General features: G+C 71.6%; 13 protein-coding genes. 3 read left to right on the top strand and 10 right to left on the bottom strand.

Going from position 1 to position 24,356, the window contains the following annotated elements; genetic code table 11:
• Window positions 1-37 precede the first annotated feature (37 nt).
• On the top strand, window positions 38-808 hold the full coding sequence (locus SSP08S_RS44755) for a transglutaminase domain-containing protein (protein WP_019074179.1): 771 nt from the start codon (window positions 38-40) through the stop codon (window positions 806-808).
• A gap of 15 nt (window positions 809-823) precedes the next feature.
• On the opposite strand, the gene SSP08S_RS44750 is transcribed toward SSP08S_RS44755, so the two are convergent.
• Together SSP08S_RS44750 and rutA are read right to left on the bottom strand one after the other, a co-directional pair.
• Entirely contained in the window at window positions 824-1,456 is a 633-nt protein-coding gene (locus tag SSP08S_RS44750; RefSeq protein ID WP_019074178.1) for an isochorismatase family protein, read from the bottom strand.
• 86 nt (window positions 1,457-1,542) lie between these two features.
• Complete coding sequence (gene rutA, locus SSP08S_RS44745; protein ID WP_019074177.1) at window positions 1,543-2,616, bottom strand: pyrimidine utilization protein A; 1,074 nt, start codon at window positions 2,614-2,616, stop codon at window positions 1,543-1,545.
• 332 nt (window positions 2,617-2,948) lie between these two features.
• Here rutA and SSP08S_RS44740 point away from each other — a divergent pair, with 332 nt between their 5' ends.
• A complete protein-coding gene (locus SSP08S_RS44740; RefSeq protein ID WP_019074176.1) occupies window positions 2,949-5,924 on the top strand; it encodes a SpoIIE family protein phosphatase in 2,976 nt (991 codons plus the stop codon).
• A 141-nt stretch (window positions 5,925-6,065) separates the two neighbouring features.
• Window positions 6,066-7,385: a D-alanyl-D-alanine carboxypeptidase/D-alanyl-D-alanine endopeptidase gene (dacB, locus tag SSP08S_RS44735; RefSeq protein WP_026179377.1), complete on the top strand. Its 1,320-nt coding sequence runs from the start codon at window positions 6,066-6,068 to the stop codon at window positions 7,383-7,385.
• An 18-nt stretch (window positions 7,386-7,403) separates the two neighbouring features.
• Here dacB and SSP08S_RS44730 read toward each other — a convergent pair whose 3' ends face one another.
• The 8 genes from SSP08S_RS44730 to SSP08S_RS57190 all read right to left on the bottom strand — a co-directional run.
• On the bottom strand, window positions 7,404-8,177 hold the full coding sequence (locus SSP08S_RS44730; RefSeq protein ID WP_019074174.1) for a maleylpyruvate isomerase family mycothiol-dependent enzyme: 774 nt from the start codon (window positions 8,175-8,177) through the stop codon (window positions 7,404-7,406).
• Between the two features lie 73 nt (window positions 8,178-8,250).
• The gene (locus tag SSP08S_RS44725) at window positions 8,251-9,123 is read right to left on the bottom strand and encodes an LLM class flavin-dependent oxidoreductase (protein WP_019074173.1); all 873 of its coding nucleotides are present in this window, start codon (window positions 9,121-9,123) and stop codon (window positions 8,251-8,253) included.
• Between the two features lie 81 nt (window positions 9,124-9,204).
• Window positions 9,205-9,873, bottom strand: a complete 669-nt coding sequence (locus SSP08S_RS57195) for a hypothetical protein (protein WP_019074172.1) — start codon at window positions 9,871-9,873, stop codon at window positions 9,205-9,207.
• 3 nt (window positions 9,874-9,876) lie between these two features.
• A complete protein-coding gene (locus SSP08S_RS44715; RefSeq protein ID WP_019074171.1) occupies window positions 9,877-10,755 on the bottom strand; it encodes a TauD/TfdA dioxygenase family protein in 879 nt (292 codons plus the stop codon).
• A 38-nt stretch (window positions 10,756-10,793) separates the two neighbouring features.
• Window positions 10,794-11,489, bottom strand: coding sequence for a hypothetical protein (locus tag SSP08S_RS44710; protein ID WP_019074170.1), 696 nt, complete (start codon window positions 11,487-11,489; stop codon window positions 10,794-10,796).
• Window positions 11,434-12,495, bottom strand: a complete 1,062-nt coding sequence (locus SSP08S_RS44705) for a GSCFA domain-containing protein (protein ID WP_019074169.1) — start codon at window positions 12,493-12,495, stop codon at window positions 11,434-11,436. Before SSP08S_RS44705 ends, SSP08S_RS44710 begins: the two co-directional genes overlap by 56 nt.
• Before the next feature lie 10 nt (window positions 12,496-12,505).
• On the bottom strand, window positions 12,506-21,598 hold the full coding sequence (locus SSP08S_RS44700) for a non-ribosomal peptide synthetase (RefSeq protein WP_019074168.1): 9,093 nt from the start codon (window positions 21,596-21,598) through the stop codon (window positions 12,506-12,508).
• Window positions 21,598-24,356 (bottom strand): non-ribosomal peptide synthetase (locus SSP08S_RS57190; protein WP_019074167.1); only part of this gene is annotated, 2,759 nt, incomplete at its 5' end. The genes SSP08S_RS44700 and SSP08S_RS57190, both read right to left, overlap by 1 nt.

Here is a 24,356-nt window from a genome sequence, read left to right as displayed (position 1 = left end):
CTGCCCGTCGGGGCCGTCCGACGAGAGGACCACGATCATGACCAGTTCGCTGCTCACACCGCGAAGGCGTTCCCGCCTCGGTACGACCGGCGGTGTGACGGCGACGGGGAGCACGGCCCCGACTCGGATCCTCGACTGGCGGGATCCGCTCGTGGCCTCGCTGCTCGACGGGATCGAGGTGACGGCGGACTCGGAGACCGTCCGCCGGATCGAAACCCTGCGCCGGGCCCACCACCGGATCACCGAAGCGGTGCGGCCGGTGTACTCGGTGCAGGACGAGCGGCCGGTGTCCGAGGTGCTGCGCCGCGGCCGTGGCTCGTGCAGCCAGCGGCTCGCCGTACTCGAAGCTGTGGCGCGGGCCGCCGGGGTGGCGACACGGGTGCGCGGTCTGCTGGTGGACGGGACGTTCTGGTATCCGCGTTTTCCCCGGTTGCGCCGGATCGTCCCGGACCGGGTGCTGCTGGCCTGGCCGGAATTCCGTCTTGACGACACGCCGTCCGCCTCATGGCTGGCGGTGTCCGAACTCTTCGGCAGCCTGGGGGAGTTGAGCGACGGTGGCGAGGCCGGTTTCACCAACTCGGGTTCGGAGACGCTCTTCGAGGCTCTGTCCAGAACTGCGATCGACTGGGACGGGGCGACGCTCTGCCCGACAGCCGGGGGCGCCGGGTGCGACCTCTCGGCCTACGTCGTGGCGGATCTGGGCCGCTTCGACTCGCGCGACGAACTCTTCGCCCGGCACGGTCAGACTCTGTGTCCGGTGGCGAGAGTGCTGGCCGAGCCCGTCATGGGGCGGCACCGGGCGGCGTAGCGTCCGGCGCCCCGGTCAGCCGGACGGCTCCAAGTACTTCTGGACGCGCCCGAGCGGCCAGACCTCACCGATCTTGTGCGCGATGTCGAAGAGATTCGCCGCGTGGATGTCGGGATCCCGGTCGCCGACCGCCTCCTCGACCACGATCGGGACGAATCCGTGCTGCATGGCGTCGAGGGCGGTGGCGCGGACGCAGCCGCTCGTCGAGAGTCCGCCGATGAGGACCGTGTCGATGCGGGCGGCGGTGAGGTGCTCGGCCAGCCCGGTGCCGAAGAAGGCGCTGGGGCACTGCTTCGTAATGGTCAGTTCGCCCGCCGTCGGGGCCAGTCCGTCGATGAACTCGGCGAAGGTGCTGCCTTCGGCGAATACGCGCAGGCTCGGCACCTTGCGTAAGAAGACCCCGCCGTCACTGCCGTCCGCCTTCAGCAGCACCCGCGTGACAACGACCGGAATCCCGGCGCGGCGCGCGTCGGCCAGCAGGGTCCGCATCGCGTCGGCGGCCGGTTCGACGCCGGCGTAGAGCGGGCAGTCCGGGTCGACGTAGGCACGGGCGGGGTCCACCAGGAGCAGCGCCGGGGAGGTGCCGGGGCTGAGCCGCCCGTCGAGCCCGGCGCGCGCGTAGTCCTCCTGCTGGGAACGACGGGTCACGGCGCGTCCTTCCTGTCCTGACTGGTCCGGAGCGGTCGGACAGTGGGGTGTCCGACCCTCCGGGGCCGCCTTCGCGTGGAAAGGGGTCAGCGGGACTGTGCCCGGGACTTCATCAGCGGCTGGATGCGGGTGCCGAAGTTCTCCAGGCCTTCGAGGAAGTCGTCGAAGACGAGCATGATGCCCTTGGTTCCCTCGACCTCGGCGACCTCGTCGAGCAGCTTCGCGACGGTCTCGTACGACCCGACCAGTGTGCCCATGTTGAAGTTCACCGCGCCCTCGGGCAGCGCGATGGTCCGGGCGGTCGATGTGCCGTCGGAGGTCGTGTCGGTGGCCGTCTCCCCCGCCATGTACGCCAGCGCCGCGTGGTCGGCGTTGTCGTGGTAGTCCTGCCACTTGGCGTGGGCGGCCTCGTCGGTCTCGTCGGCGATGACCATGAAGAGGGAGAGGGCGCCGACGTCACGGCCGGTCTCCTCGGCCGCTTCCACCAGCGTGGCCGTGGTGCCCGACAGCGCGAGGGGGGTGTTGACGCCGCTGCCGAGGATGAAGTTGTACTCGGCGTGCTCGGCGGCGAACCGGATCCCGGTGGTGCTCTGTCCGGCGGCGACGATGTCGATGTGGCCGTCCGCCGGGCGCGGGGACAGCACGCAGTCGTCCATCTCGTAGAACTCGCCCTTGAAGTTGCTGACGCCCTCGCTCCACAGCTCCTTCATCACGGTGACGTACTCGGCGGCGCGCGCGTAGCGGTTGCCGAAGTGTTCGTCGCCGGGCCACAGGTCCATCTGGGAGTACTCGCCGGGGGCCCAGCCGGTGACGATGTTGATGCCGAAGCGGCCGGGGGCGATGGAGTCGATGGTCGTGGCCATGCGCGCGACGATCGCCGGGGGCAGCACCAGGATGGGGGTGGAGGCGTACAGCTTGATCCGCTCCGTGACGGCGGCCAGGCCCGCCATCAGGGTGAACGACTCCAGGTTGTGGTCCCAGAACTCCGTCTCGCCGCCGAACCCCTTGAGCTTGATCATCGACAGCGCGAAGTCGAGCCCGTGCTCCTCGGCCTTCTGCACGATGGCCTTGTTCAGCTCGAAGCTCGGGTGGTACTGGGGCGCGCTCTTCGATATGAGCCAGCCGTTGTTGCCGATGGGGATGAATACGCCGATGTCCATGCCGCTCCTCGTTGGCGGGTGGGCGGTGAGCCTGACGGGGTGACAACGCGCGGGCATGATCAAGGGTTTCCGGGACGACCACAAAGGTAGTCGTCGGCCGTTACCGCTCCCCACCCCTTCCGTGAACTGCGCGATGTCCGCGGTCCCTGCTGTCGCACAGGGCGCGGGTGCCCCGGATGCCGAGTATTGTCACCCGAGGGAACGTCGGCGGAACTCCGATGCAACTCAGCCTGGAATGCTGGCTGTTGGGAGCCTTGGGCGACAGCTTGAGTCAAGGGTGGGAGTCCTGCGGAGACAGTGTCATGTGAGGCGGGAACGGTAAAATTTACGGTATGAACGCACGTCTGGCTCTGCTCGGCACTGTGGACCCCGGCGTCACCGAGAGCGAAGTCTTCCGGCTGGCACTGCAGCATGCGGTGGGCGAGCTGGGAGCCCTTGGTGGAGCGATTCATCTGCGTGGCCCGATGTCCGCGCTGCGGCTGGTGTCGTCGACCGGTCTGCCTCCCGCCCTGACCCGCCCGTGGGAGATCATCGACCAGGAGGGCCCGACGGCCCCGGCCAGGGCGCTGCACCAGGGCAGTGGTGTGTGGGTTCCGTGGGTTCCGGTGGAGTCCACGCCCGTGAGCGGGTCCGCGGGCCAGAAGCTCCCGTGGCCCGGTACCGGTCTGGCCTCCGTGCCGGTGTCCGGCGGGGACCGCAGCATCGGCGCGCTCACGGTCCTGATGGGCGAGCAGGGTGAGCCCACACTGCGGCAGTGGGCCTTCCTGCGGGACCTGGTCGCCTGGACCGAGGAGCGCATGAGCCAGGCGCCGCCGCCCTCCGGCCCCTCCACGGCGGAGCCGGCCGGCCACCGTGACCGGCTGCGGCAGGCGCTGAAGGAGGTCAGCGTCGGTTCGTGGGACTGGGACATCCAGGGCGGCGAGCTGATCTGGGACGAGGCGGCCCTGGAGCTCTACGGCACAAGGCCCGAGGACTACACCGCGAGGGTCGAGAACTGGATGGTGTGCGTCCATCCGGACGACCTGCCGCCGACGCTGGACGCGGTGGACCGGGCGATCCGCGAGCACGACGTGTTCGAGGCCGAGTACCGGGTGCGCCGACTGGACGGCACGTACGGCTGGACGCGGGCCCGCGGCCGGGCGACCTACGACGAGCAGGGCGAGCCCCTGCGGATGATCGGTGTGGGCTGGGAGAGCAACGAGTCCCGGTCCGCCCGGGACTCCCTCAGCCGGGCCCTGCGCCACATGAGCGACGGCTTCCTCGCGGTGGACGACGACTGGCGGATCACCTTCGCCAACCTGGAGGCGGAGCGCACGCTGGGCCTGTCCGAGGAGGAGCTGTTCGGGCGCCTGCTGTGGGAGCTGCCCACGGTGCGGAACGTCCCCGGCCTGGAGGACCGCTGCCGCAAGGCCGCGGCCGAGGAGACGCCGGTCGGCTTCGACGCCCAGTTGGAGGGCACCGGCCGCCGTCACCACCTGCGGCTGGTCCCGGGGCCCGACGGAGTCACCCTCTATCTCACCGACGTCACCGAGAAGCGCCAGCACGAGGAGGAGCGCCGGGCGTCCGAGCTGGCGGTGGCCCGGCGCGCGGCCCGGATCGGGGAGCTGACGGCCGCTCTCGCCAAGGCGACGACCTCGCAGGACGTGGTGGCCGCGGTCGCCCGCCGGGTGCTGCCGCCGTTCGCGGCCACCGGGCTTCTGGTGCAGGCCATCGAGGGCGACCGGCTGCACACCGTGGGAGCGGACGGCTATCCGGAGGAATTCCTCTCCGTCGTCGACGGCCGCGCCCGGACCCCCGGCGAGCCGTCCTGGGACGTGATCGCGTCCGGCGTGCCCCTGTTCCTCTCGTCGGTCGGGGAGTACTCGGCCCGCTACCCCGAGCTGGCCGCCAGACCGGCCAGGGCCCAGAAGCAGGCGTGGGCGTTCCTGCCGCTGACGGCGTCCGGCCACACCTTCGGCGTCTGCGTCGTGGCCTTCGACCACCCCCGCCGGCTCACCGACGAGGAGCGCACCCTCCTCGCCACGATCTGCGCCCTCGTCGCCCAGGCCCTGGAACGGGCCCGGCTCTTCGACGCCGAGCACGACCGTTCCCGCGAGCTCCAGCGCAGCCTGCTCCCCCGGGCGCTGCCCGACCTGCCGGCGTGCACCGCCGCCGCCCGTTACCTCCCGGCGGGCCAGGGCATGGACGTGGGCGGCGACTGGTACGACATCATCCCGCTGTCCGGCGGCCAGGTGGCCCTGGTGGTGGGCGATGTGATGGGCCACGGTCTGCCGGAGGCGGCGACGATGGGCCGGCTGCGCACCGCGCTGCACACGCTCGCCGACCTGGAGCTGCCGCCCGACGAGATCATGAGTCACCTGAACGAACTCGTCGCCGGGATGGGCGAGGAGTCGTACGTGACCTGTCTGTACGCGCTCTACGACTCGACGACCCAGATCTGTTCCATCGCCGGGGCCGGTCATCCGCCACCGGCCGTGGTCCATCCGGACGGCACGGTGCACTTCCCCCAGCTGTCGGCCGACCCGCCGCTCGGCGCGGCTGAACCGCCGTTCGAGACGGTCGAGTTGAAGGTGCCGGAGGGCAGTCTGCTGGTCCTCTACACCGACGGTCTGGTGGAGTCGTCGAAGCGCGAGATGGACGAGGGCATGTCGGATCTGGCGCGGCTGCTGAGCGCGGCGCACCGGTCCGGGTCCGGCGTGGACGCGGGCTCGGAGCGGCTTGAGCTGGAGCGGCTGTGCGACACGCTCACGGCGGGTCTGCTGCCCGCCGAGCAGCCGACGGCCGACGACGCCGCCCTCCTCGTCGTCCGGCTGCACGCCCTGACCCCCGACAAGATCGCCTCCTGGTCGCTCCCCGACGACCCGCGAGCGGCCGGCCAGGCCCGCCGTCATGTCCGGGAGCAGCTGAGCACCTGGGGTCTTGAGGAGCTGACCCCGACCACGGAACTGCTGGCCAGCGAGCTGGTGGGCAATGTGGTGCGGCATGCCAAGGGCCCGGTCAGTCTGCGCCTCCTGCACGGCGCCGAGCTGATCTGCGAGGTCTTCGACGGCAGCCTGACGATGCCGCGCATCCGGCGCGCCACGGACACGGACGAGGGCGGGCGCGGCCTGCAGCTGATCACGGCCCTCACCCAGCGCTGGGGCACCCGGTACACGTCGACGGGCAAGTGCATCTGGACCGAGCAGGCGCTGACCGCCTCGGGCGCCCGGCAGGAACTCCCTGGCGACGCACTGGAGTTGATGTTCCCGAGCGTGGAGGACTTCACCGGGGACCTCGACTCGCTGCCCTTCGGGGACGACGAGGACTGACGGCACCGTCGCAAATCAGCCAGGCTCCCGCCCTTCACAACGTACCCACGGGTAACGTGAGTTGGAACTGTTACTTTCCCCTTTCAAGATCCCCGGATCTTTCGTACGTCCCCACTCACACTCCCCTGTACCGAGGCCGCCATGCCCAACTCCCCCACGACCGACCACGCCAGCGGACGCCACCGCAGGAGCAGAACGGTCGGTCCGATGTTCCGCCGGGTCGCCGTCGTCGCGGTGACCGCCCCCGTCGCCGGGACGATCCTGTTCGGCACGTCCGCGTTCGCCGCCGGGCAGACCGCCGCCACGCTGGACCCCGCCGAGCAGCAGATCGCGACCAACCTCGACACGCGCATCCAGGACACCCGCCTGGGCACCACGCTCAGCGGTGTGGTCATCGACGCGCAGTCCAACAACGTCGTGTGGGGCCATGACGCGACGACCGCGCTGATGCCGGCGTCCAACACCAAGCTCGGCACGTCGACGGCCGCGCTCACGGTCCTCGGCCCGGATCACCGCTTCACCACGAAGGTCGTCTACGACGCCGGCACGGTCACCCTGGTCGGCGGCGGGGACCGCACCCTGACCTCCGCCGACCTCAGCGCGATGGTCACGACCGTCGTCGCGGGCCTGAAGAGCGCGGGCCTGACCTCGGTGAAGGTCCAGGTCGACGACAGCCTCTTCCCCGAGCCCTCCCTGGCCGTCGGCTGGAACGACGGCTACTACCCCGACTCCATCGCTCCCGTAAGGGCGTTGGTCGTCGACGGCCACCACGTCACGGACACGTCCCTGGACGCCGGACAGACCTTCGCGAAGCTCCTCGCCGCGCAGGGTGTCACGGTCACCGGCAGTGTCACGCACGGCGTCGCCGGCACCGGAGCCGTCCCCGTGGCGGAGCACCAGTCCGCGGCGCTGTCCACCATCGTGGAGCACATGCTCAAGGTGAGTGACAACGATATCGCCGAGACCCTGCTCCGGATGACCGCGCTCGCCTCCGGCCGCCCGGCCACATTCGAGGACGGCACGGCGGTCGTCCGCCAGATCCTCACGCAGTACGGCATCTCGCTGACCAACTTCGAGATCCACGACGGCAGCGGGCTGTCCCGCTCCAACCGCATCCCGGCCCAGACCATCGCCGACATCCTCGACCTGGCCGACGACCCGGCCAACGCCCCGACGCTGAAGTACATCATCGACGGACTGCCCGTCGCGGGCGAGGCGGGTTCGACGCTGGGACCCGAGTGGGGCCGGTTCGACACCGCCGACTCGCAGTGCGCCGTCGGCAAGGTGCTGGCCAAGACGGGCACGCTCACCGGCGCGATCGCGCTGAGCGGACTGACCAAGGCGGCGGACGGGAACTGGAAGATCTTCTCCTTCGTCGAGAACAACTCCACCGCTGCCCCCGCCGACACCAAGGACGCCCTCGACGGCCTCGCCGCCACCGTCAACGGCTGCTGGACGTAAGGGCGTTCAGGCAGTCGGCTACGGCGCCGTGAAGAGCCCCGGGAAGCGCGGACCGAGCCACGGTCTGCGGCCCCAGACGATCACCTTGGCGCGGGCCATCGTGGCGGGGGCGCTCCAGCGGCCGAGGGCGAGGAGGAGGAAGGCGACGGGGTCGATGGCGATCGTGCAGTCGGGGCGCCGGGGCGGCTCGTCGCTGACCGTGGGGATGCCGTCGGCGAAGGTGACGGCGAAGCGGTCGCGGCCGGTCCGTACCACGTAACACGCGTGGTGACCGGCCGCGGCGGCACCCACCACGCGCGGCATGGCGAGCCGCATGAAGGGCAGCGTGAACGGGACGACGTCCCGGCTCACCATGTGCGGCCGACCCAGCGCGACCGCGATGTCGTAGCCGTGCCCCAGCAGATGCGTGAGCAGGTACGAGCCAAGGGTGTCCAGATCCATCGGTCCCATGGGTGTGAGCACCTGCTCCTGCGGAGAGCGGCCGGCGCTGTCCGTGACGAAGGCCCTGGCCTGGTCCGCGATCATCGTGCCGAGGACCGCCGGATCCCGCTCCGGAAAGGCGGCCAGGGACGCGCTGTTGGCCGCCGCGAGCCCACCGGGCGTCCCGTCGCCGTACGGCCGGATCTTGCCCGCCCCGATGTCCCGCATCAGCTTCCCCGCCAGCGCGAGGTGCGCCGCCGCCTCCCCCACCGTCCACTCGGCACCGGGCAGCGGTGTCCGCGGGTCGGTCTCCGCCGGGAGCAGCGCGGCGATCCGGTCGGCGGTGGCGGTGATGGCGTCCTCGACTGTCATGCACGGGATCGTGTACGGAGCGGGCCGATGTGTCCAGTGCCGGACCAGGATGGCCGACTCGCTGCCACCTGCGTCAGCGGCCAAGGGCCTTCAGCAGGTCCCCCAGTCGTTCCGCCGGCTCAGGGCCGATCATGCGCAGCACCACCGTGTCCGCGCCGGCCGCTTCCAGTTCGCGGACCCGTTCGGCGGCCTGTTCCGCCGTGCCGGAGACGGTGTACACCTGCTCCGCCGGGCGGCCGAGCCAGGCGCCGTGCCCGTCGACATGCGGCTGCAGCTCATGCCTCACCTGATCGGCGTTGTCGCCCACGCAACAGAAGGCGAACACCGTCATGGTGTGGTCCGCGGAGGCACCGCCCTTTTCGACAGACGCCCGAGCGCTCCTGACATCGGACGGCCCGTGCCCCTCGGCGATGACCGTCCCGTCCGCGACCCGCCCGGACAGCTCCAGCGAGCGGGGCCGCACCACACCCGCGACCACTGGCGGTGGCTCCGTCGGCGGATGGACCAACTGGACGCCGGTCAGCCGCACTTCCCGCCCTTCCATGACGACGCGCTCCCCGCGGAGCAGGGCGCGCACGGAGCGGATCGTCTCCTCCAGCAGAGCGAGCGGTGACCGCGCGACCGCGTCGACGTCGGCCATCCACTCGGTCACCCCGTGCCCTGTCCCGGCGACAAGCCGGCCGGGGAACACCCGCGCCACCGTGGCCACCTCCATCGCCAGCAGTGCCGGACTGCGCAACGGGGCCGGCATGATCCCGATGCCCACCCGCAGGCGTTGTGTCGCTCCCAGCGCGATGGAGGCGGCCGATATCCCTCCGTTCCATCCCAGATCCTCGACCACCCAGAGATCGTCCACGCCGAGGGCCTCGACCTGCCGGGCGAATCCGGGCAACTCCTCCGGGGCCCAGTCGCGGTTGTACATCACACCGATCCGAAGCTGTGTCATGAGGTGGGGCCTCTTCCCGTCGTGGCGCGCCGCCGATCTTGCATGCGACTCAACACTCTCCGCGATCATCGGCCCGGGTGTCTACGGCCGCGATGTCGCCAGCGCCGAGATGAGCCCCTCGGCCAGGCGCGTGGCCGGGGCCGGGTCCCCGTGTTCCGTCAAGGCCCTTACGACGGCCCGGAGTTGGGCGGCGGGAAATGTCCCGGCGTACGCCTCGCACTCATCGGTCGCGTACGCCCGTGCCAGTGCGGGACCGAGTGCCAGCGCGTGGGCCTCGGCACAGGCCCGCGCGTTCGCGTCGCTGCTCAACTGCGCGTACTCGTGGCCGTATCCGTCCGCCTCGGTCGCGGAGAAGCCGTTGGCCAGCGCGTAGTCGCGGGCGCCCGTGTGGGCCTCGGTGTACGCGCCGGCCCGGTCGTAGGCCGCATCGTAGAGATGCAGGAGCATCGGGGTGAGCGCCGTTCTCCAGGTGGCCTGGTCCGGCGTCCTGCCGCGCGCCGCCGCACGGTGCAGGTCTCCCGGAGCCGCGAACACGGCGGCCTGCCCCTCCTGCGCCGCCTCAGCGAGGAGCGGCAGGACCGTCTCGGCCTGCCAGACATGGACGGCGAACAGGCCTGCCGTGTACGGGACTTCGTCGAGAAGGTCGTGCAGACGGGCCGTCCAGTCGTCCCGGACGTCCGTCGGCAGCTGCAAGGGGAGTTCCGTGGCGACGTGCCGCAGCCAAGCCGGAGCGATGTCGGTCGTGGGCATCGTTCAGGCCTGCAGGGAACTGCCGTTGACTGCCACGCGGCGGCCCTCACGGGTGTGCGGGAAGTAGTCCCAGACGGCGTGGTGCTGGACGCTGCGGTTGTCCCAGAGGACGAGGGTGCGCTCCTGCCAGCGGACCCGGCAGTGCAGCAGCGGGGTGCGGGCTATGTGCGCGTACAGCAGGTCGAGCAGGGCGTCGCTCTCGGCGCGAGACAGCTGGGTGATGTGGGAGGTGTAGGGGGCGTTGACGAAGAGCAGCTTGCGGCCGGTCTCCGGATGGCGGACGACGACGGGCTGTTCGGTGCGCGGTACGTCGTACTCGGGCGGCGGGGTCTGTCCGGCGGCGGTCCAGGGGAGCGCTCCGTCGTGGAGGGCGGTGAGGCCCTCGAGGAAGCCGCGCATCGTGGGTGAGAGCAGGTCGTGGGCGAGGTGCATGTTGGCGAAGACGGTGTCGCCGCCGCTGCCGCCCTCGGGGATGGTGGTGATGTAGAGCAGTGAGCCGAGGGAGGGTTCGGGGTCGGCGGTGCCGTCGGCGTGCCAGCCGTTGCCGGCCACGGCCCGGGACTCCTTGTTCGCCTTGATGTCCAGGATGTACGGGTCGGATCCCTCGGGCGCGAGGGCGACGGGGTGCAGTTCGCCGAAGACGCCCGCGAACCGCTTGTGTTCCTCGGGGGTGATGTCCTGGTCGCGGAAGACCAGGACGTGGTGGGTCTGGAACGCGTGCTTGAGTTCCTTCTCCTGCTGGGGTGTCAGCTCCTGGGACAGGTCGAGGCCGGTGACCTCGGCGCCCAGCAGCGGGGTGATCGGCTCGACGGACAGGGTGTCGTAGGGCTCGGCGGGCCGGGTGGTGAGCCGTTCGACGGCCTTGAGCGCGTAGTCGTCCATGAGGGACCTCCTTGGTGTGGGTGGGCGAAGGGGGAGGCTCACAGGCCTCGGTCGAGGAGTTCGGACACGACGAGGCGGCCGAAGGCGAGATTGCCGTGGATGGTGTCGTCCGGCTGGCAGAACGCGGGGCGCTGCAGGCCGGTCCCGTCGGTGACGCGGGTCCGCAGATCCACCAACTCGGCGCCTCTCGCGATGAGTTCGCCTACGAGGATGTCCTGCGCGGCGAAGAAGACGTCCGGGTCGGACATGCCGGGGACTCGCTGCGGCGGCAGGGGCACCAGGACGCGCAGTCCCAGGGCGGCGGCGTGGTCGTAGAAGGCGAGCGCGCCCCGGGCGGTCGCGCGGATCAGGTCGGCGAAGAGACCGCTGCGCAGGAAGGTCGCCGGGACGGTGCCGTGCCGGTCGCGGTAGAGGTCCCAGTTCTGCCGGGTGGCGACGGTGTGGGCGCTCAGGCCGAAGGTGCACACCAGCGGGACCCGGAGTTCGGCGAGCGCGGGCACGTCGAGGGTGTCGAGGAACTCGCGGTACAGCCGCTGTGTCTCGGCCTGCCGGAAGGTGAGGTCGGTGGTGTCGGTGTCGAAGAAGGGGCCCAGGAAGTCCCGCCCGGAGCCGACCGGGCCGCCGGTGAAGGGCAGGTCGGCCGCCTGAGCGGCGCGGCCGATGCAACCGGCGTGGGAGTCACCGAGCAGCAGGAAGCGGGCGGGGGTTGTAGTAGTCGAGCACTGCGTCGTCACACCGGTTGTCCTCTCCGCCGTCGACGAGGGTGGGGGTGATGGGCGTGGTGGTGGTCCGGCCCTGGACGGCCTCGAAGAAGTGCCGCATCACGAAGGCCACCCCGTCGGGGCTGACCGTGCGGAGGTTGGGTTCGTAGAAGGCCGCCCGGTAGGGGTAGCCGGTGACGATCTCGTACGACGGGAAGTAGTCGACGTCGGCGTTCTCGTCGGCGAGTTGGCCGGCCGCCGCGCGCAGGACGGACTTGGAGTGGGTGGTGGCGACGAGGGCGTGACGGCCGGTGGCGGTGGCCGTCAGGGGGACCGGGGAGACGGTGAGGACCATGCGCAGCCGGGAGTTGACGGTGCGGGCCAGCGCGAGCAGGGCCGTCAGGTCGTCGTACACCTGGGCCACCGTGTGGTTGCGCAGCACGTGCCGGGCGGGATCGAAGGTGCCGCGTACGGTTCCGGGGCACATCGGCAGCACCGTGCCGGTGCGGATGTCGTGCCAGGCCTCGGTGAGGCCGAGGGTGAAGACGAGGACGTCGGCCTTGGTGAGGGCGGCACGGACGGCCGCGAGGGTGATGTCGCGGGAGCGCAACAGGTCGGCGGGCGAGGCGAAGCCGTCCGGTTCGACGCTCGGCCGGTACGGGTCGTGGAAGGCGCCGTCCTCCGCCCAGACCTCCTCGGGCGGCTTCTCCTCGTCGAGCGCCCAGGCGATCCACTGGCGCAGGGCGGCGGCGGTGTAGATGTTGCCGGTGCGGAAGGAGAAGCGCCGGTAGCCGCGCGCCGACCGCTCCGCGCGGGTGAGACCCGGCGGCGGCGGTTCGGCGTCGTACCAGTGCATGCCCTCCTCCAGGAGGGCCCGTCCGATGTGGGCGGCGAAGCAGGATCCGGCGGTGACGACGGGGTCGTCCTGGCCGATGGTGAACTTCGGCGTCCACAGGTCGGTGATGTCGAGCGGGTCGGGTTCGGTGACCGCGGTGCGCCAGAAGGACCGCTCGGGCAGGCGGGTGTAGGGGTGCCGCACGGTGGCCTCCTCAGGATCGTCCGGCGGGATGGGGCAGAGCGGCGGTTGTCGCGAGTGCGGCGGCGATCGCCTGTACGTGGGGTTCTGCCACGAGTTCGTAGTGGGTGGCGTCGAGGTGGTGCAGGCGATAGGTGGCGGGCAGATGGGCGTCCCACGCGCCGGGCGGGGTCGGGTCCGGGGTCAACAGCCCTTCCTCCACCGGGCGTTGCGCGATCCATACCTCGGTGGGTGTCATGTGCAGTCGTGGCAGCCGGTGTTCGGCCATGGCCGCGAGGTTGGTGCGGCAGCAGTGCCCGAGACGTTCGGCGTAGGTGCGGCCGGACTCCGACAGTGGTCCGCCGCCGTTGCCGCTCAACTCGCGGGCGAACACGGCGTCCACCTGCTGTTCGTCGTAGGCGGCGAGGCGTTGGCCGGCGCCGGGTGGCGGTGGGTCGAGGAGGTGGACGGCGTCGACGGGTCTGCCCTCCGCCTCGGCAAGTGCAGCCATGGAGAGGGCGGTCCAGGCTCCGAACGACCAACCGGCAAGGCTCAGGCGGTAGTTGGGTTCAGGGAAGGCGGCCCGTACGGCCTCCAGATAGTGCGCGGCCCGGTCGGCGATCGACCGGGCGGGCAGTCCCGGGTCGCGCAGTTTCGGGTCGGCGATCAGACAGACGGTCGACTCGGCGGGGAGGGCCGCCACCAGCGGTCGGTAGGCCTGGATGTCGCCGCCGACCGGATGGACCAGGCACAACACGTCCGGGCCTGGCCCCCGTTGCCACACTTCGACGGCCACCGCGGCGGACGCGTGGCGGGTGCCGGTGTCGAGGTGACCGAGGATCTCGGCGAGGCTCACCCGGTGGCTGAGCCGGGACAGGTCGATGTCGGTGCCGAAGCGGCGTTTCACCTCGTCGATGAGTTCCAGCAGGGTGAGCGAGTCGGCGCCCAGGTCGTACAGCGCCGCTTCGGGGTCGACGGCGTCCACACCGAGGAGGTCGCGGAGGATCTCGGTGAGGTCGGCGGCGGGGTCGGCGGGGGTGGGGTGCGTGGCGAGCGTCCGCCTGTCGACGACAGGCTCAGATTGATGCTCGTACTCGTAGAAGTGGTGAGCCTCCGTCAGGGGCGTGGTGTTGACCAGCAGATGCGGCAACTGCAAGTGCAGGGCCCGCTCGAAGACCGCCGCGCCGTCCTCGGGGGTGAGTGCCGCCTTCAGGTGTTCCTGGTGGCGGGCGTCGGCCGTCAGGGCGTGCTGTGCCATGCCTACCTCCCGCCAGGCGTCCCAGCCGATGCTCATACGGACGGTGGCGTCGTCGGCTCCGGAAGGCACGTGATGGGCATAGGCGTCCAGGCAGGCGTTGGCCGCCGCGTAGTCGAACTGCCCTACTCCCCCGAATCTGGCGGCCATTGACGAGCAGTAGGCCGCGTAGTCGGGGTCGTACTCGGCGATGATCCGCTCGACGAGCAGGGCGCCGCGCAGTTTCGCGGCCGTGGCACGGCGGCCGGTGTCGGGGTCGCGGCGGACGAGAAGCCCACCGGCGGCGGTGCCCGCTGCGTGGACGATCCCGGCAAGCCCGTCGAGGTGTGGGGCCAGCAGGTCGACGACCCTGTCCAGGTCGTCGGTGGCGAGGTCGGCCGGGACCAGCGTGACGCGGTCCCGGTGTGCGCGCAGCGCGGGCGGCGTCCCGGTCCCCCGGGCGACGAGGACCACACGGTTGCCGGGGTGTTCGAGGAGGCGGGCGGCCAAGGTGGTACCGATGCCGCCGGTGCCGCCGAGCACCAGGTGGGTTCCGGGAACGGCCGTACGGACGGCGGTAGTTGGGGACTCGGGGACATGGACCGGCTGGAGGGTGCGCTGCCACCAGAAGCCGTCGCGCAGGCCGGTCGACGGTTCGGTGATCGTGTCGTCCAGGAGCAGGTCCGGCAGCTGGGCCGCCCACTCGGCCGAGCGCGGTCCCGGCAGGTCAGTCCAGCGCAGGGTCACGCCCAGTTCCTGCCGGGGCACTTCGAGGGCGGCGGCGAGCAGGCCCGCCTCGGGGGTACGGACGGGGCCGGTGACCGGCTGCGCCCCGTGGGACAGCAGCCAGGCGCGGGGCCGTTGGGCGTCGGGGACCCGGGAGAGTGCGCGGGCGAGCGCCGCGACGGTGTCGAGGCAGGCCCACCGGGCCGCCTCCAGCGCGCGGTCGTCGAGGCCGCCGTCGAGGGTCAGAGGAAGGGTGTGCAGCCAGTCGACGCCGGGGCCGGCGCGCCGGGTGATCTCCGCCAGCACGAGGGCGAGTTGCTCAGTATCGGCGGGGTCGGCCTCGTAGCGGTCCTCGTCGAGCCGGGCGAATGCCTGCCCGGCGCGCACGGTCACCACTCGGGCGTAGTGCCGTTCCAGGAACCGCCACGCCGTGCCGTCCGCGTCCGGCGCGGTGACCACGACGGCGGTCCGCCGGGGCTGATGGGCGCCGGTGCGGGCGCGGCGCAGGCGGGTCCACAGCGGCTGGTGCAGCCACTGACCGGCGGGCAACCGTTGCGGCGCGCAGCCGGCCTCGGGCTCGTCGGTTCCAGGCGCGCGTTGGAAGTCGTACTCCGCCGTGTCGAAGGCGGGCGGTGGGAAGTCCCAGGGCGCGGGTGCGGGTCCCTCGGGCCATACGAGGGTGTGTCCGGCCGTCCAGGCCTCAGTGAGGGCTTGGGGGTCGCGGCCCGGTGCCTCGAGGTCGGTCTGCGCGAGCGGCTCGCCGACCTCACCGAGCGCATCGAGCCACGCAACAGCGGAGGCGACGTCCGGGCACACGGCCGCCGCCCGGTGGCCGAGCGCCGGGCGTCCGGCCTGGAGGTGGCGCAGCACCTGCGGGTACGTGTCGGGGTTCGCCCTCAGGTAGTCGGCGATACGGCGCCCGTCCGCGCGTACGGCGGACGCGGAGCCGCCGGAAAGCACCAGACACGGCACCGGCTCGGACGGAACGGGACCGGGATCCGACAACTCCCCCTGCTCCAGCAGCAGATGGGCGTTGGTCCCGCCGATGCCGAAGCTGCTGACGGCGGCGACTCTCGGGGTGTCGGACGGCCAGGGTTCGGCGGTGACCGGTACGCGGAACGGTCCGTCCTCGATCTCGGGGTTGAGCCGCTCGAAGTCCACCGTCGGCGGTATGACCCCGTGATGCACGGCAAGCACGGCCCGCACAAGGCCGACGACACCCGCGGCGGCGCCCAGGTGCCCGATCTGGCTCTTCACGGAGGACAGCGCCACGCGCGCGTCGCGCGCGAGCCCGTACGCCTGCCGCAGCGCGGCCGTCTCCACCGGGTCCCCGAGCCGGGTACCGGTCCCGTGCGCCTCGACGTAGCCGAGGTCGGTGCCTCTACGACCGCTGCGGTGCAGGGCGGTGCGGATCGCGGCGCGTTGTCCGGCCAGGGCGGGGGCGCTGTAACCGAGCTTGTCCGAACCGTCGTTGTTGATGCCGGAGCCGGTGACGACGGCGTACACGGTGTCGCCGTCGCGGCGTGCGGCGGCGAGCGGTTTGAGGACGACGACGGCGGTGCCGCTGCCCCCGACGGTGCCGGCGGCGTCCGCGCTGAAGGGCCGGCAGTGGCCGTCCGGCGAGAAGATGTGCTGCGGCCGGTAGGTGTAGCCGTCGGTCAGGTCGGGGTCGACGAGGACCCCGCCGACGAGCATCACGTCCGCGTCGCCCTGCCGGAGCATCCCGGCGGCCACGTGGACGCCGACGAGCGAGCTTGAGCACGCGGACTGCACGGTGAAGGCCGGCCCGGTCAGCCCGAGGTGGTAGGCCGCCTTGGTGGCCAGGAAGTCCTTCTCGTGGTGCAGCGCGAGCCGGAAGGAGTCGGGGAGTTGGGCCGGCTCGGTCTCGCGCAGCATGCGCTGGAAGTAGGTGTTCTCGCCGCAGGCAGCGAGGAGTCCCACCCGTTGGGCCGCCGGGTCCGCGATGCCCGCGTGGGCGAGTGCCTCGACGCAGTTCATCAGGAGCTGTCGTTGCTGGGGGTCCATCAGCCGGGCCTCGTGCGGGCTGATGGTGAAACGCCCCGGGTCGAAGGCGAGCGGCCCTGCCAGCTGGCTGCGGGCACCGACCCGACCGTCGGTCGTCGGGAAGTGCTCAATGCCCCGGCGGCCGGAGACGACGAGGTCCCAGAAGGCGGCCAGGTCGGGGGCGCCCGGCAGCCGCACGGCCATCCCGATCACGGCGATGGGTTCGCCCACGGGTCGTGGCGCGTCAACGGTCATCGAATCCGTACGCTCCGACGCGCGTCCCTCGATGAGGCGGGCCAGTGCGCGGAGGCTGACGTGCTCGAACAACTCCGGGACGCCGAAGGCAAGTTGATCCTCACCCGCGCAACGGAGCTGGAAGCGCATCAGGTCCAGGCTGGTGGCACCGGCGTCGAAGAACCGCTGCTCCACACCGATCGCCCTACCGGTCACCGTCTCGAACAGGGCGGCCAGCCGTGCTTCGAGCGGTGACAGGGCGGCCTGGGCCATCGCGCTCGCCGGGCGCAGTTCACGGCCCTGGACGGTGAGCGCTGCCCGGCGGTCCAGTTTGCCGCTAGGGGTGCGCGGCAGTTCCGTCAGGCGGCGGAACCGGCTGACGCGCACATAGGACGGCAGCAGCCCGGACAGATGGTCGGCGAGGTCCTTCGGGTCGGGGTCGCCGCCCCGGCACTGCAGGCAGGCCACCAACAGCCCGTCCGTCACCGCCGCGACAGCATTGGTAATGCCGGGATACTGCAGCAGCGCGGCTTCCACCTGGCCCAACTCCAGCCGGTGTCCGCCGAGTTTGACCTGACTGTCGTCGCGGCCCGCGTAGTGCAGCAGACCGTCCGCGTCGAAGCGCGCGAGGTCGCCGGTGCGGTAGAAGGTGCCGAGGTCGGGATCGTCGGTGAAGCGGTCGTGGTGTGCTGTGTCGTCGCCGAGGTAGCAGCGGTGGGCCATGGGGCCGCCGATCAGCAACTCACCGGTGACGCCCGGCGGGACGGGGTGGCCACCCTCGTCGACGACCCGCAGCACGGCATTGTCCACCGGCCGTCCGATCGCGGGCCGCAGCGGCCAGGCAGCCGGATCGCCGTCGAGACACAAGCCGCTGACGACATGGGTCTCGGTGGGGCCGTAGTGGTTGAACAGGCGGGCGTCCGGCAGTCCGGCGAACCAGCGGCGGATCGCGTCCGTGCACACCAACTGCTCCCCTGCGGTGACGACTTCACGCAGCCGGGACGGGAACTGCCCGGTGCGCACGCCGTGTTCGGCGAGCAGTTGCAGGGCGACGTACGGCAGGAAGATCCGCTCCGCTCCCCCGGTCTCCAACTCCCGCAGCAGGGACGGGACATCGTGCCGCCACGCGGGTTCGACCAGGCGGAGCAGGCCGCCGGAGCACAGGGTGGTGAAGATCTCCTGGAAGGAGACGTCGAAGGACAGCATGGAGAACTGCTGGGTGACCGCGGGTCCGTGCAGGCCGCCGTCGACGCGTTGCCAGGTCAGCAGGTTGCACAGGGTCCGGTCGAAGACCTGGACGCCTTTGGGCTCGCCGGTGGAGCCCGACGTGAAGAGGGTGTAGAGCGGACGCGCCCCTTGGTGCGCAGGAGTATCAGGCACAGACGTCGGGGCGTCCGCGAGGATCAGCACGTGCCGCGGGAGGGACGCCGGCGCGATCGCGGCGAGGGCGTCCTCGTCCTCTGGTGCCACCAGCACGCACAACGGGTCGGCCCGGTCGAGCACATGGCGCAGCAGGGGCGGCGGATAGGCGGGGTCGAGCGGTACGACGGTGAGGTTGAGCCGGGCCGCCGCCAGGAGGGCCACGATGTGTTCGGCGGAGGGCCGGAGATGGAGCGCCACGGCCGCCGGGGCGGCGGGATCGGCCGGGAGACGGGCGCCCAGCACGGTCGCCAACTTGGCAGCCTGCGCATCGAGTTCGGCGTAGGTGAGGGACACCTCGCCCGTGGCGACGGCCGATTCATGCGGAGTCCGCGCCACTTGCCGGGCGAAGCCCTCGGCGACCGTGGCGAAGTCCGCTGTCCGCGTGGGACCTTGGCCGTGGTCGGGCAGGGAGCGGCGGTAGTCGGCGACCAGCTGGCGCAAAGTGGTGTCGGTGTCGCCGGTCAGGTGGTCGAGGGCCTGGCGGAAGAGCTGGGCCGCACCTCGGGCCCGTTCGGCGCCGAGGTCGTCGCGGTACTCCCACAGACAGTCGAAGCCGCTCTCGTGCTCCACCACCGACAGCGTGAGGGCGCATTTCGCGCCGAGCGGCTCGGGCCACAGCGGCCGTACCTCGCAGCCGTCCAGCCGCAGCGCGGAGAAGTCGGTGTTCTCCAGCACGAACAGGTAGTCGAACAAGGGAGTTCGCTCGCCGAAGGCGCGGTCCGCGAGGACGTCGGCGAGGGCCACCTCCTGGTCGCGCAGCACGGCGTGCACGATGTCGGCGTGTTCCGACAGCTGGGCGTCCAATGAGCGGCGCGGCTCCATCGGCAGGTCGAGGAGCACGGTGTTGGCGAACATGCCGACCGTGTCGGCGAATTCGGGCCGGGGCCGGTTCACGACAGGCGTGGCGATCAGCGGACGCCCCTGCCCGGTGACGCCGTAGACGCTCGCGGCGAACGCGGACACCAGCAACTGGAAGCGGGTCAGGCCGAGTTGTGCCGCGCGTCGGTCCAACGCGCTGCGGCGGACGACGTCGAGCGTGGTGCGCAGCAGGCGGGCCCGTGGCGCGTCGGGAACCGGCAGTGCGGGTGACGGTTCACCGTCGCGGCCGTAGTGGGAGCGCAGCCGTGCGCGACGGTCCTCGTAGGCAGCGCTCGTGTGCCAGGCCCGCTGCCAGTGGGCGAGGTCCAGGGGCGTATGGGACGCGCCGTCGGCGATGCACGCGTCGGTGAGGTCACGGAAGAGCAGGTTGAGCGACCAGCCGTCCACGGCGACGTGGTGCAGATGCAGCAAGAGCAGTCCGCCGTCGGCCTCCGGCACCCAGGCCGCCCGCAGCATCCGGCCCTCGGTGAGGTCGAAGCGGTGCTCGAAGAACCGGTCTGCGGTGTCCTGCCACTCCTCTCCGGGGCGGGCTTCGAGGCGTTGCCACGGGTCGTAGGGATCACCGGTCTGCTGGAGCAGCCCGTCCGGGGTGGGGACCAGCCGGGTGCGCAGGGCGACATGCCGTTCCACCAGACCACGCACCGCGCGGTGCAGGGCCGCCGTGTCGACGCGACCCCGGACCCGGAAGGCCAACGGCACGTCGTAGGACCGGTCTTCGGGCGCTCGCTGGTGCAGAAGCCACAGCCGCTCCTGCTCACTGGTGGCGGGCGCCGTCGTTTCACCGGCGGGGCCGCGTACGGGTGGATGTTCTCCTACGGTCGTTTCGGCGGCGTCGACGGCAACCGCGAGAGCGGCGAAGTCGGCGCGCAGGACCAGGTCGTGCGGTAGGTCGACGGCGTAGCGCTCGAGGATCTCGAAGCGGAAGCGCAGCGCCTTCAGCGAGTCGCCGCCGCTGGCCGCCCAACGGTCCCCGGGGCGCAGCCCGTTGACGGCGAGGATGTCCTCCGCGACCTCCAACACTCGCCGCTGCCCGGCGCTGACGGGTGGTGCGTCACCTTCGGACGTGCCGCGCCACGGGGTGCGGGCATCGCGCAGCAGGGCCTCTCGGTCGACCTTCCCGTTGGCGTTGCGCGGCAGTTCGGCGACGAGGTAGGTGTGGTGCGGGCGCATGTACGAGGGCAGGGTCGCGGCGAGGTGGCGGTCGTAGGTGTCGTAGGAGAGTTCGTCGCCGAGCACGAGAAAGGCGAGCAGTTCGTTGCGGTCCTCGGTGTCGCGGCGGGTGCAGACGTAGGCCTGGCGGACGGTGGGCTGGGCCAGGATCTGCCGTTCCACCTCGCCTGGTTCGATGCGGAAGCCGCGCACCTTGACCTGGCGGTCGGAGCGGCCGACGTAGGTGATCCGGCCCTCGGTGTCCTGCCGTACGAGGTCGCCGGTGCGGTACCAACGCCCTTGCCCCGCCTGCTCGTTCGGCAGCCGTACGAAGCTGTGGGCGGTTCGATCCGGGAGGTTGCGGTAGCCGAGGGCCAACGCCGGTCCGGACAGCAGGAGTTCGGCCACCTCGCCCGGTTCGGCGGTGCGTCCGTCCTCGGTGCGCAGGAGTACGCCGGTGCCGGGGAGCGGGGTGCCGATGGGAATCGTGTCGCCGGCGAAGTCGCGTGGGACGGGGTGGCAGAGGGCGAAGGTCGTCGCCTCGGTCGGCCCGTACACGTTGTGCAGGACGGCGCCGGCCTCGGGGTTGGTCTCGTACCAGCGGCGGACGATACGGGTGTTGAGCTGTTCGCCGCCGACGAGGACCTGTCCGACCGTGGCGAAGCAGTCGGGGACCTGCTCGACGACCGCGTTGAAGAGTGCCGTCGTGATGAACAGCGTGTCGACGCGGCGCTCGACGAGGGCGCTCGCGAGTCCGGGCGCGCTGTGCACCTGGCTGTCGTCGAGTACGACGCACACGCCACCGGTCAGCAGCGGAACCCACACCTCGAAACTGAGCGCGTCGAAGGCGGGGTTGGCCAGACAGGCGAAGCGGGTGCCGGGCCGCAGGTCGAGGTAGCCGGGCCGGGCCAGTCGCAGCACTCCCCCGTCGGTGACCTCCACGCCCTTGGGGTGCCCTGTGCTGCCGGAGGTGTAGAAGACGAAGCCCGTGGCGGTGTCACCGGGGTATGCCGCGGACACGGCGGGCAGGCCGTTGCCGTCACCGCTCAGGAGCAGGTCGACGTTCAACACCGGGAGATGCGCGGGTGGTTGGGTCCCGTTCTCATGGATCACAGCGACGGCGCCCGAGTCGTCGAGGATGTGGCGCTGGCGGTCGGGCGGACTGAGGCGGTCGAGGGGGACGACGGTGGCTCCGGCGCGGCGGATGCCGAGCATGACGCAGACCAACTGCCAGGAGCGCGGCAGGTGTACGGCGACCGCGTGTCCGGGGCGTACTCCGGCCGCGCGCAGTCGCGCCGCCACCAGGCCGCCGGCTCGCACGAGTTCCGTGTAGTCGAGGACCTGTCCGTCGTCCTCTACGGCGGGGGCGGTGGGGGTGCGGCGGGCCTGGGCGAGGACGGTCTCGGCGAGGGAGGCGGTCCTCGCGGGGGCCGGCTCGAGCGGTTCCGGGAAGGCGCTGGGGGCAGGTCCGAGGTCCATCACGCCTCCCGTATCGGCAGGGCCAACTGGGCGGTGTGGTGGGCCAGTTCGGCGCCGAGCAGGCTGCCGACCCGCGTCGCTCCGGCGCCCTCCAGGATCTCCCAGTGGTCGCACTCCAGCGTCTCCACCCGGTACGCGCCCTCGGCGCGGCGCTCCCAGAAGGCACGGACCTCTGCGTGGAAAGGGGTGTCGGTGCCGCCCGGTACGGCCTGGGCGAGGACCAGGCGGGCCGGGGAGGCCGCCGGGAGGTGTTCGCGGGCGGTGAGCCGGTTGTGGTTGTAGAGGTGGAAGTAGCGGTCGACCTGGGCGTCGTCGATGCCGGGGTACATCCCGTTGAACCTCACGAGTTTGTCGCGGAACTCGGCCGCGTCGACGGCACCGATCCCCGCGCGGGCGGTCGCGTCGTCGGTGGCCTGGGTGTCGAGGAGGACGACAGTGACCGCGCGGTGTCCGGCGGCGGCCAGGAGGCGCCCCATCTCGTGGGCGACGAGGCCGCCGTAGGAAAGGCCGGTCAGGACGAGGGGGTGGTCGCCGAGCGGTTCCAGGAGCCGCAGGTATGCCTCGGCCATGGCCTCCACGGTCGGCAGGAGGTCCTCGCCGGGGTTCACTCCCGGGGACTGGATGCCGTAGAGCCCGACGCTTTCGGGCAGGAGGGTGGCCAGAGGCAGGTAGCAGAAGGCGGTGCCGCCGGCGGGGTGGACGCAGACCACGCGCGGGCCGGTGCCGGGGCGGAACTCGATGAGGCTGCCGGGGGCGCGGGCGGTGCCGTCCTCGCGGAGCAGCGCGGCCAGGGCCTCGATGGTGGGGCGCGTCATGACCTCACCGACAGGGAGTCGGCGGCCGAAGGTCTCGGTGACGGCGTGGGCCATCTTGATGGCCGACAGTGAAGTACCGCCGATCTCGAAGAAGTTGTCGCTGACGCCGATGTCGGGGTGGAGCAGGATGCGCTGCCAGATCCGGTACAGGCCGTGTTCTACGTGGTCGCGCGGGCTGGCCGTGTTGACCTGGTCGGAGGTCGACTCCTGGGCCAGGCGCAGGAGTTGGGGCCGGTCGAGTTTGCCGCTGTGGTTGAGCGGGAGGGCGTCGAGGTCGAGGAAGACGGCGGGGATCATGTAGTCCGGCAGCCGGCGGACGAGTTCGGTGCGCCAGTCGTGGGCGGTGCGGGCGGGTGCCGCGCCCCGGCCTATTCCGGCGATGAGGCGAGGTTGGCCCGTCGCGTCGTGGTCGACGAGAACGGCCGCCTCCCTTACGCCGGGCAGGGCCGTGAGCGCCGCCTCGACCTCGGCGGGCTCGATCCGGAAGCCGCGGAGTTTGATCTGGTCGTCTGCGCGTCCCATGAAGTGGGCCTGGCCGTCCGGCAGTCGGCGGGCGAGGTCGCCGGTGCGGTAGATCCGCTCGCCGGGCACGAACGGGTCGGGCAGGAAGCGTTCCTTGGTGAGGTCGGGGCGGCCGAGGTAGCCGCGGGCCAGCGACGCTCCGCCGAGGTAGACCTCGCCCACCACTCCGGGCGGGACGGGTTCCAGGCGGCCGTCGAGCACGTACATGCGGGTGTGCGGCAGCGGGCGGCCGATGGGGCAAGGCCGTTCCAGCGGGCGGGGGTTGTAGTAAGCGGTGCTGTAGAGGGTCGCCTCGGTGGGGCCGTAGCCGAAGCAGATCCGCAGGCCGGGGAGGTGCTGTGTCATGCGGTGCAGCGCGGCTTCGGTAAGCGACTCGACGCCGGTGAGCAGCTTGCGCAGGGGCAGGCCGTGCAGTCGTACGGCGGGGTCCTCGTCGATCCACTTGACGTAGGCGGGCGGCAGGAACGCCTGAGTGACCGCGTGTTCACGCATCCACGCCAACAGCGCCTCGGGGTCGCCGCGCAACTCCTCGGGGACGATGTGGAGTTCACCGCCGGTGGTCAGGGGCAGCAGCAGTTCGTGGATCGAGGCGTCGAAGCCGATGCCGGACCAGGCGGAGCCGACCTCACCGGGGGCGGTGCCCATGCGGGCGTGCCAGGTCGCGAACAGGTTGAGGACACTGCGGTGTTCGACCGCGACGCCCTTGGGCCGACCTGTGGACCCGGAGGTGAAAATCACGTAGGCAAGCTGGTCGGGCGCGTGGTCTATGTCCGCCGGCGGTCCCTGCCTGGTCACCCCTTCAGCCTCTACGGCGCCCAAGTCGAGCCATTCCGGGGCGCGTTCGGCACTGTCGTGGTCGCTCAGCACGAGGGGGCAGGCGGCGTCCTCGACCATACGGGCGAGGCGTTCGGCGGGCTGGCCTGGGTCGAGCGGGAGGTAGGCGGCGCCCGCCTTGAGGATGCCGAGGATGCCTACGGCCAGGTCGCGCGAGCGTTTCGCGTGCAGGCCCACCACGTCACCAGGACGGACGGACCGGGCGACGAGCGCGTGCGCGAGGTCGTCGGCGCGGCGGCCGAGCGCCGCGTAGTCCAGCGAGCCGTCCCGGTCGACGACGGCGGTCTGCGCGGGGCGTTCGCGGACCTGCGTCTCGAAGAGTTCGACGAGTCCGGACGCGGAACGCAGGGCGGTCTCGGACGGGTTGGGCGGGGCGGTGGTGCCGGGCGGGGCGCCGGATTCGAGCGAGGCGCCGGTCTCGAGCGGGGCGCCGGTCTCGAGCGGGGCGCCGGTCTCGGGCTGGGCGATGGTCTCGGATCGCCCGGCGGTGTCGGATCGGGCGGCCGTGTGGGGCGGGGCGCCGGTCCCGGGCTGGGCGACGGTCCCGGGTTGGGCGACGGTCTCGGATCGCCCGGCGGTGTCGGATC

Origin of the sequence: Streptomyces hokutonensis (genome assembly GCF_000376565.1) — a bacterium.
GTDB lineage: Bacteria > Actinomycetota > Actinomycetes > Streptomycetales > Streptomycetaceae > Streptomyces > Streptomyces hokutonensis.
This window is presented reverse-complemented; position numbering and strand designations above follow the sequence as displayed.

Bases quoted from the DNA above. Each gene is read 5' to 3' on its own strand.
- dacB (WP_026179377.1), top strand. From the start codon at position 6,066: ATGCCCAACTCCCCCACGACCGACCACGCCAGCGGACGCCACCGCAGG.
- SSP08S_RS57195 (WP_019074172.1), bottom strand. From the start codon at position 9,873: ATGCCCACGACCGACATCGCTCCGGCTTGGCTGCGGCACGTCGCCACG.
- SSP08S_RS44715 (WP_019074171.1), bottom strand. From the start codon at position 10,755: ATGGACGACTACGCGCTCAAGGCCGTCGAACGGCTCACCACCCGGCCC.
- SSP08S_RS44725 (WP_019074173.1), bottom strand. From the start codon at position 9,123: ATGACACAGCTTCGGATCGGTGTGATGTACAACCGCGACTGGGCCCCG.
- SSP08S_RS44740 (WP_019074176.1), top strand. From the start codon at position 2,949: ATGAACGCACGTCTGGCTCTGCTCGGCACTGTGGACCCCGGCGTCACC.
- SSP08S_RS44755 (WP_019074179.1), top strand. From the start codon at position 38: ATGACCAGTTCGCTGCTCACACCGCGAAGGCGTTCCCGCCTCGGTACG.
- SSP08S_RS44730 (WP_019074174.1), bottom strand. From the start codon at position 8,177: ATGACAGTCGAGGACGCCATCACCGCCACCGCCGACCGGATCGCCGCG.
- SSP08S_RS44700 (WP_019074168.1), bottom strand. From the start codon at position 21,598: ATGGACCTCGGACCTGCCCCCAGCGCCTTCCCGGAACCGCTCGAGCCG.
- rutA (WP_019074177.1), bottom strand. From the start codon at position 2,616: ATGGACATCGGCGTATTCATCCCCATCGGCAACAACGGCTGGCTCATA.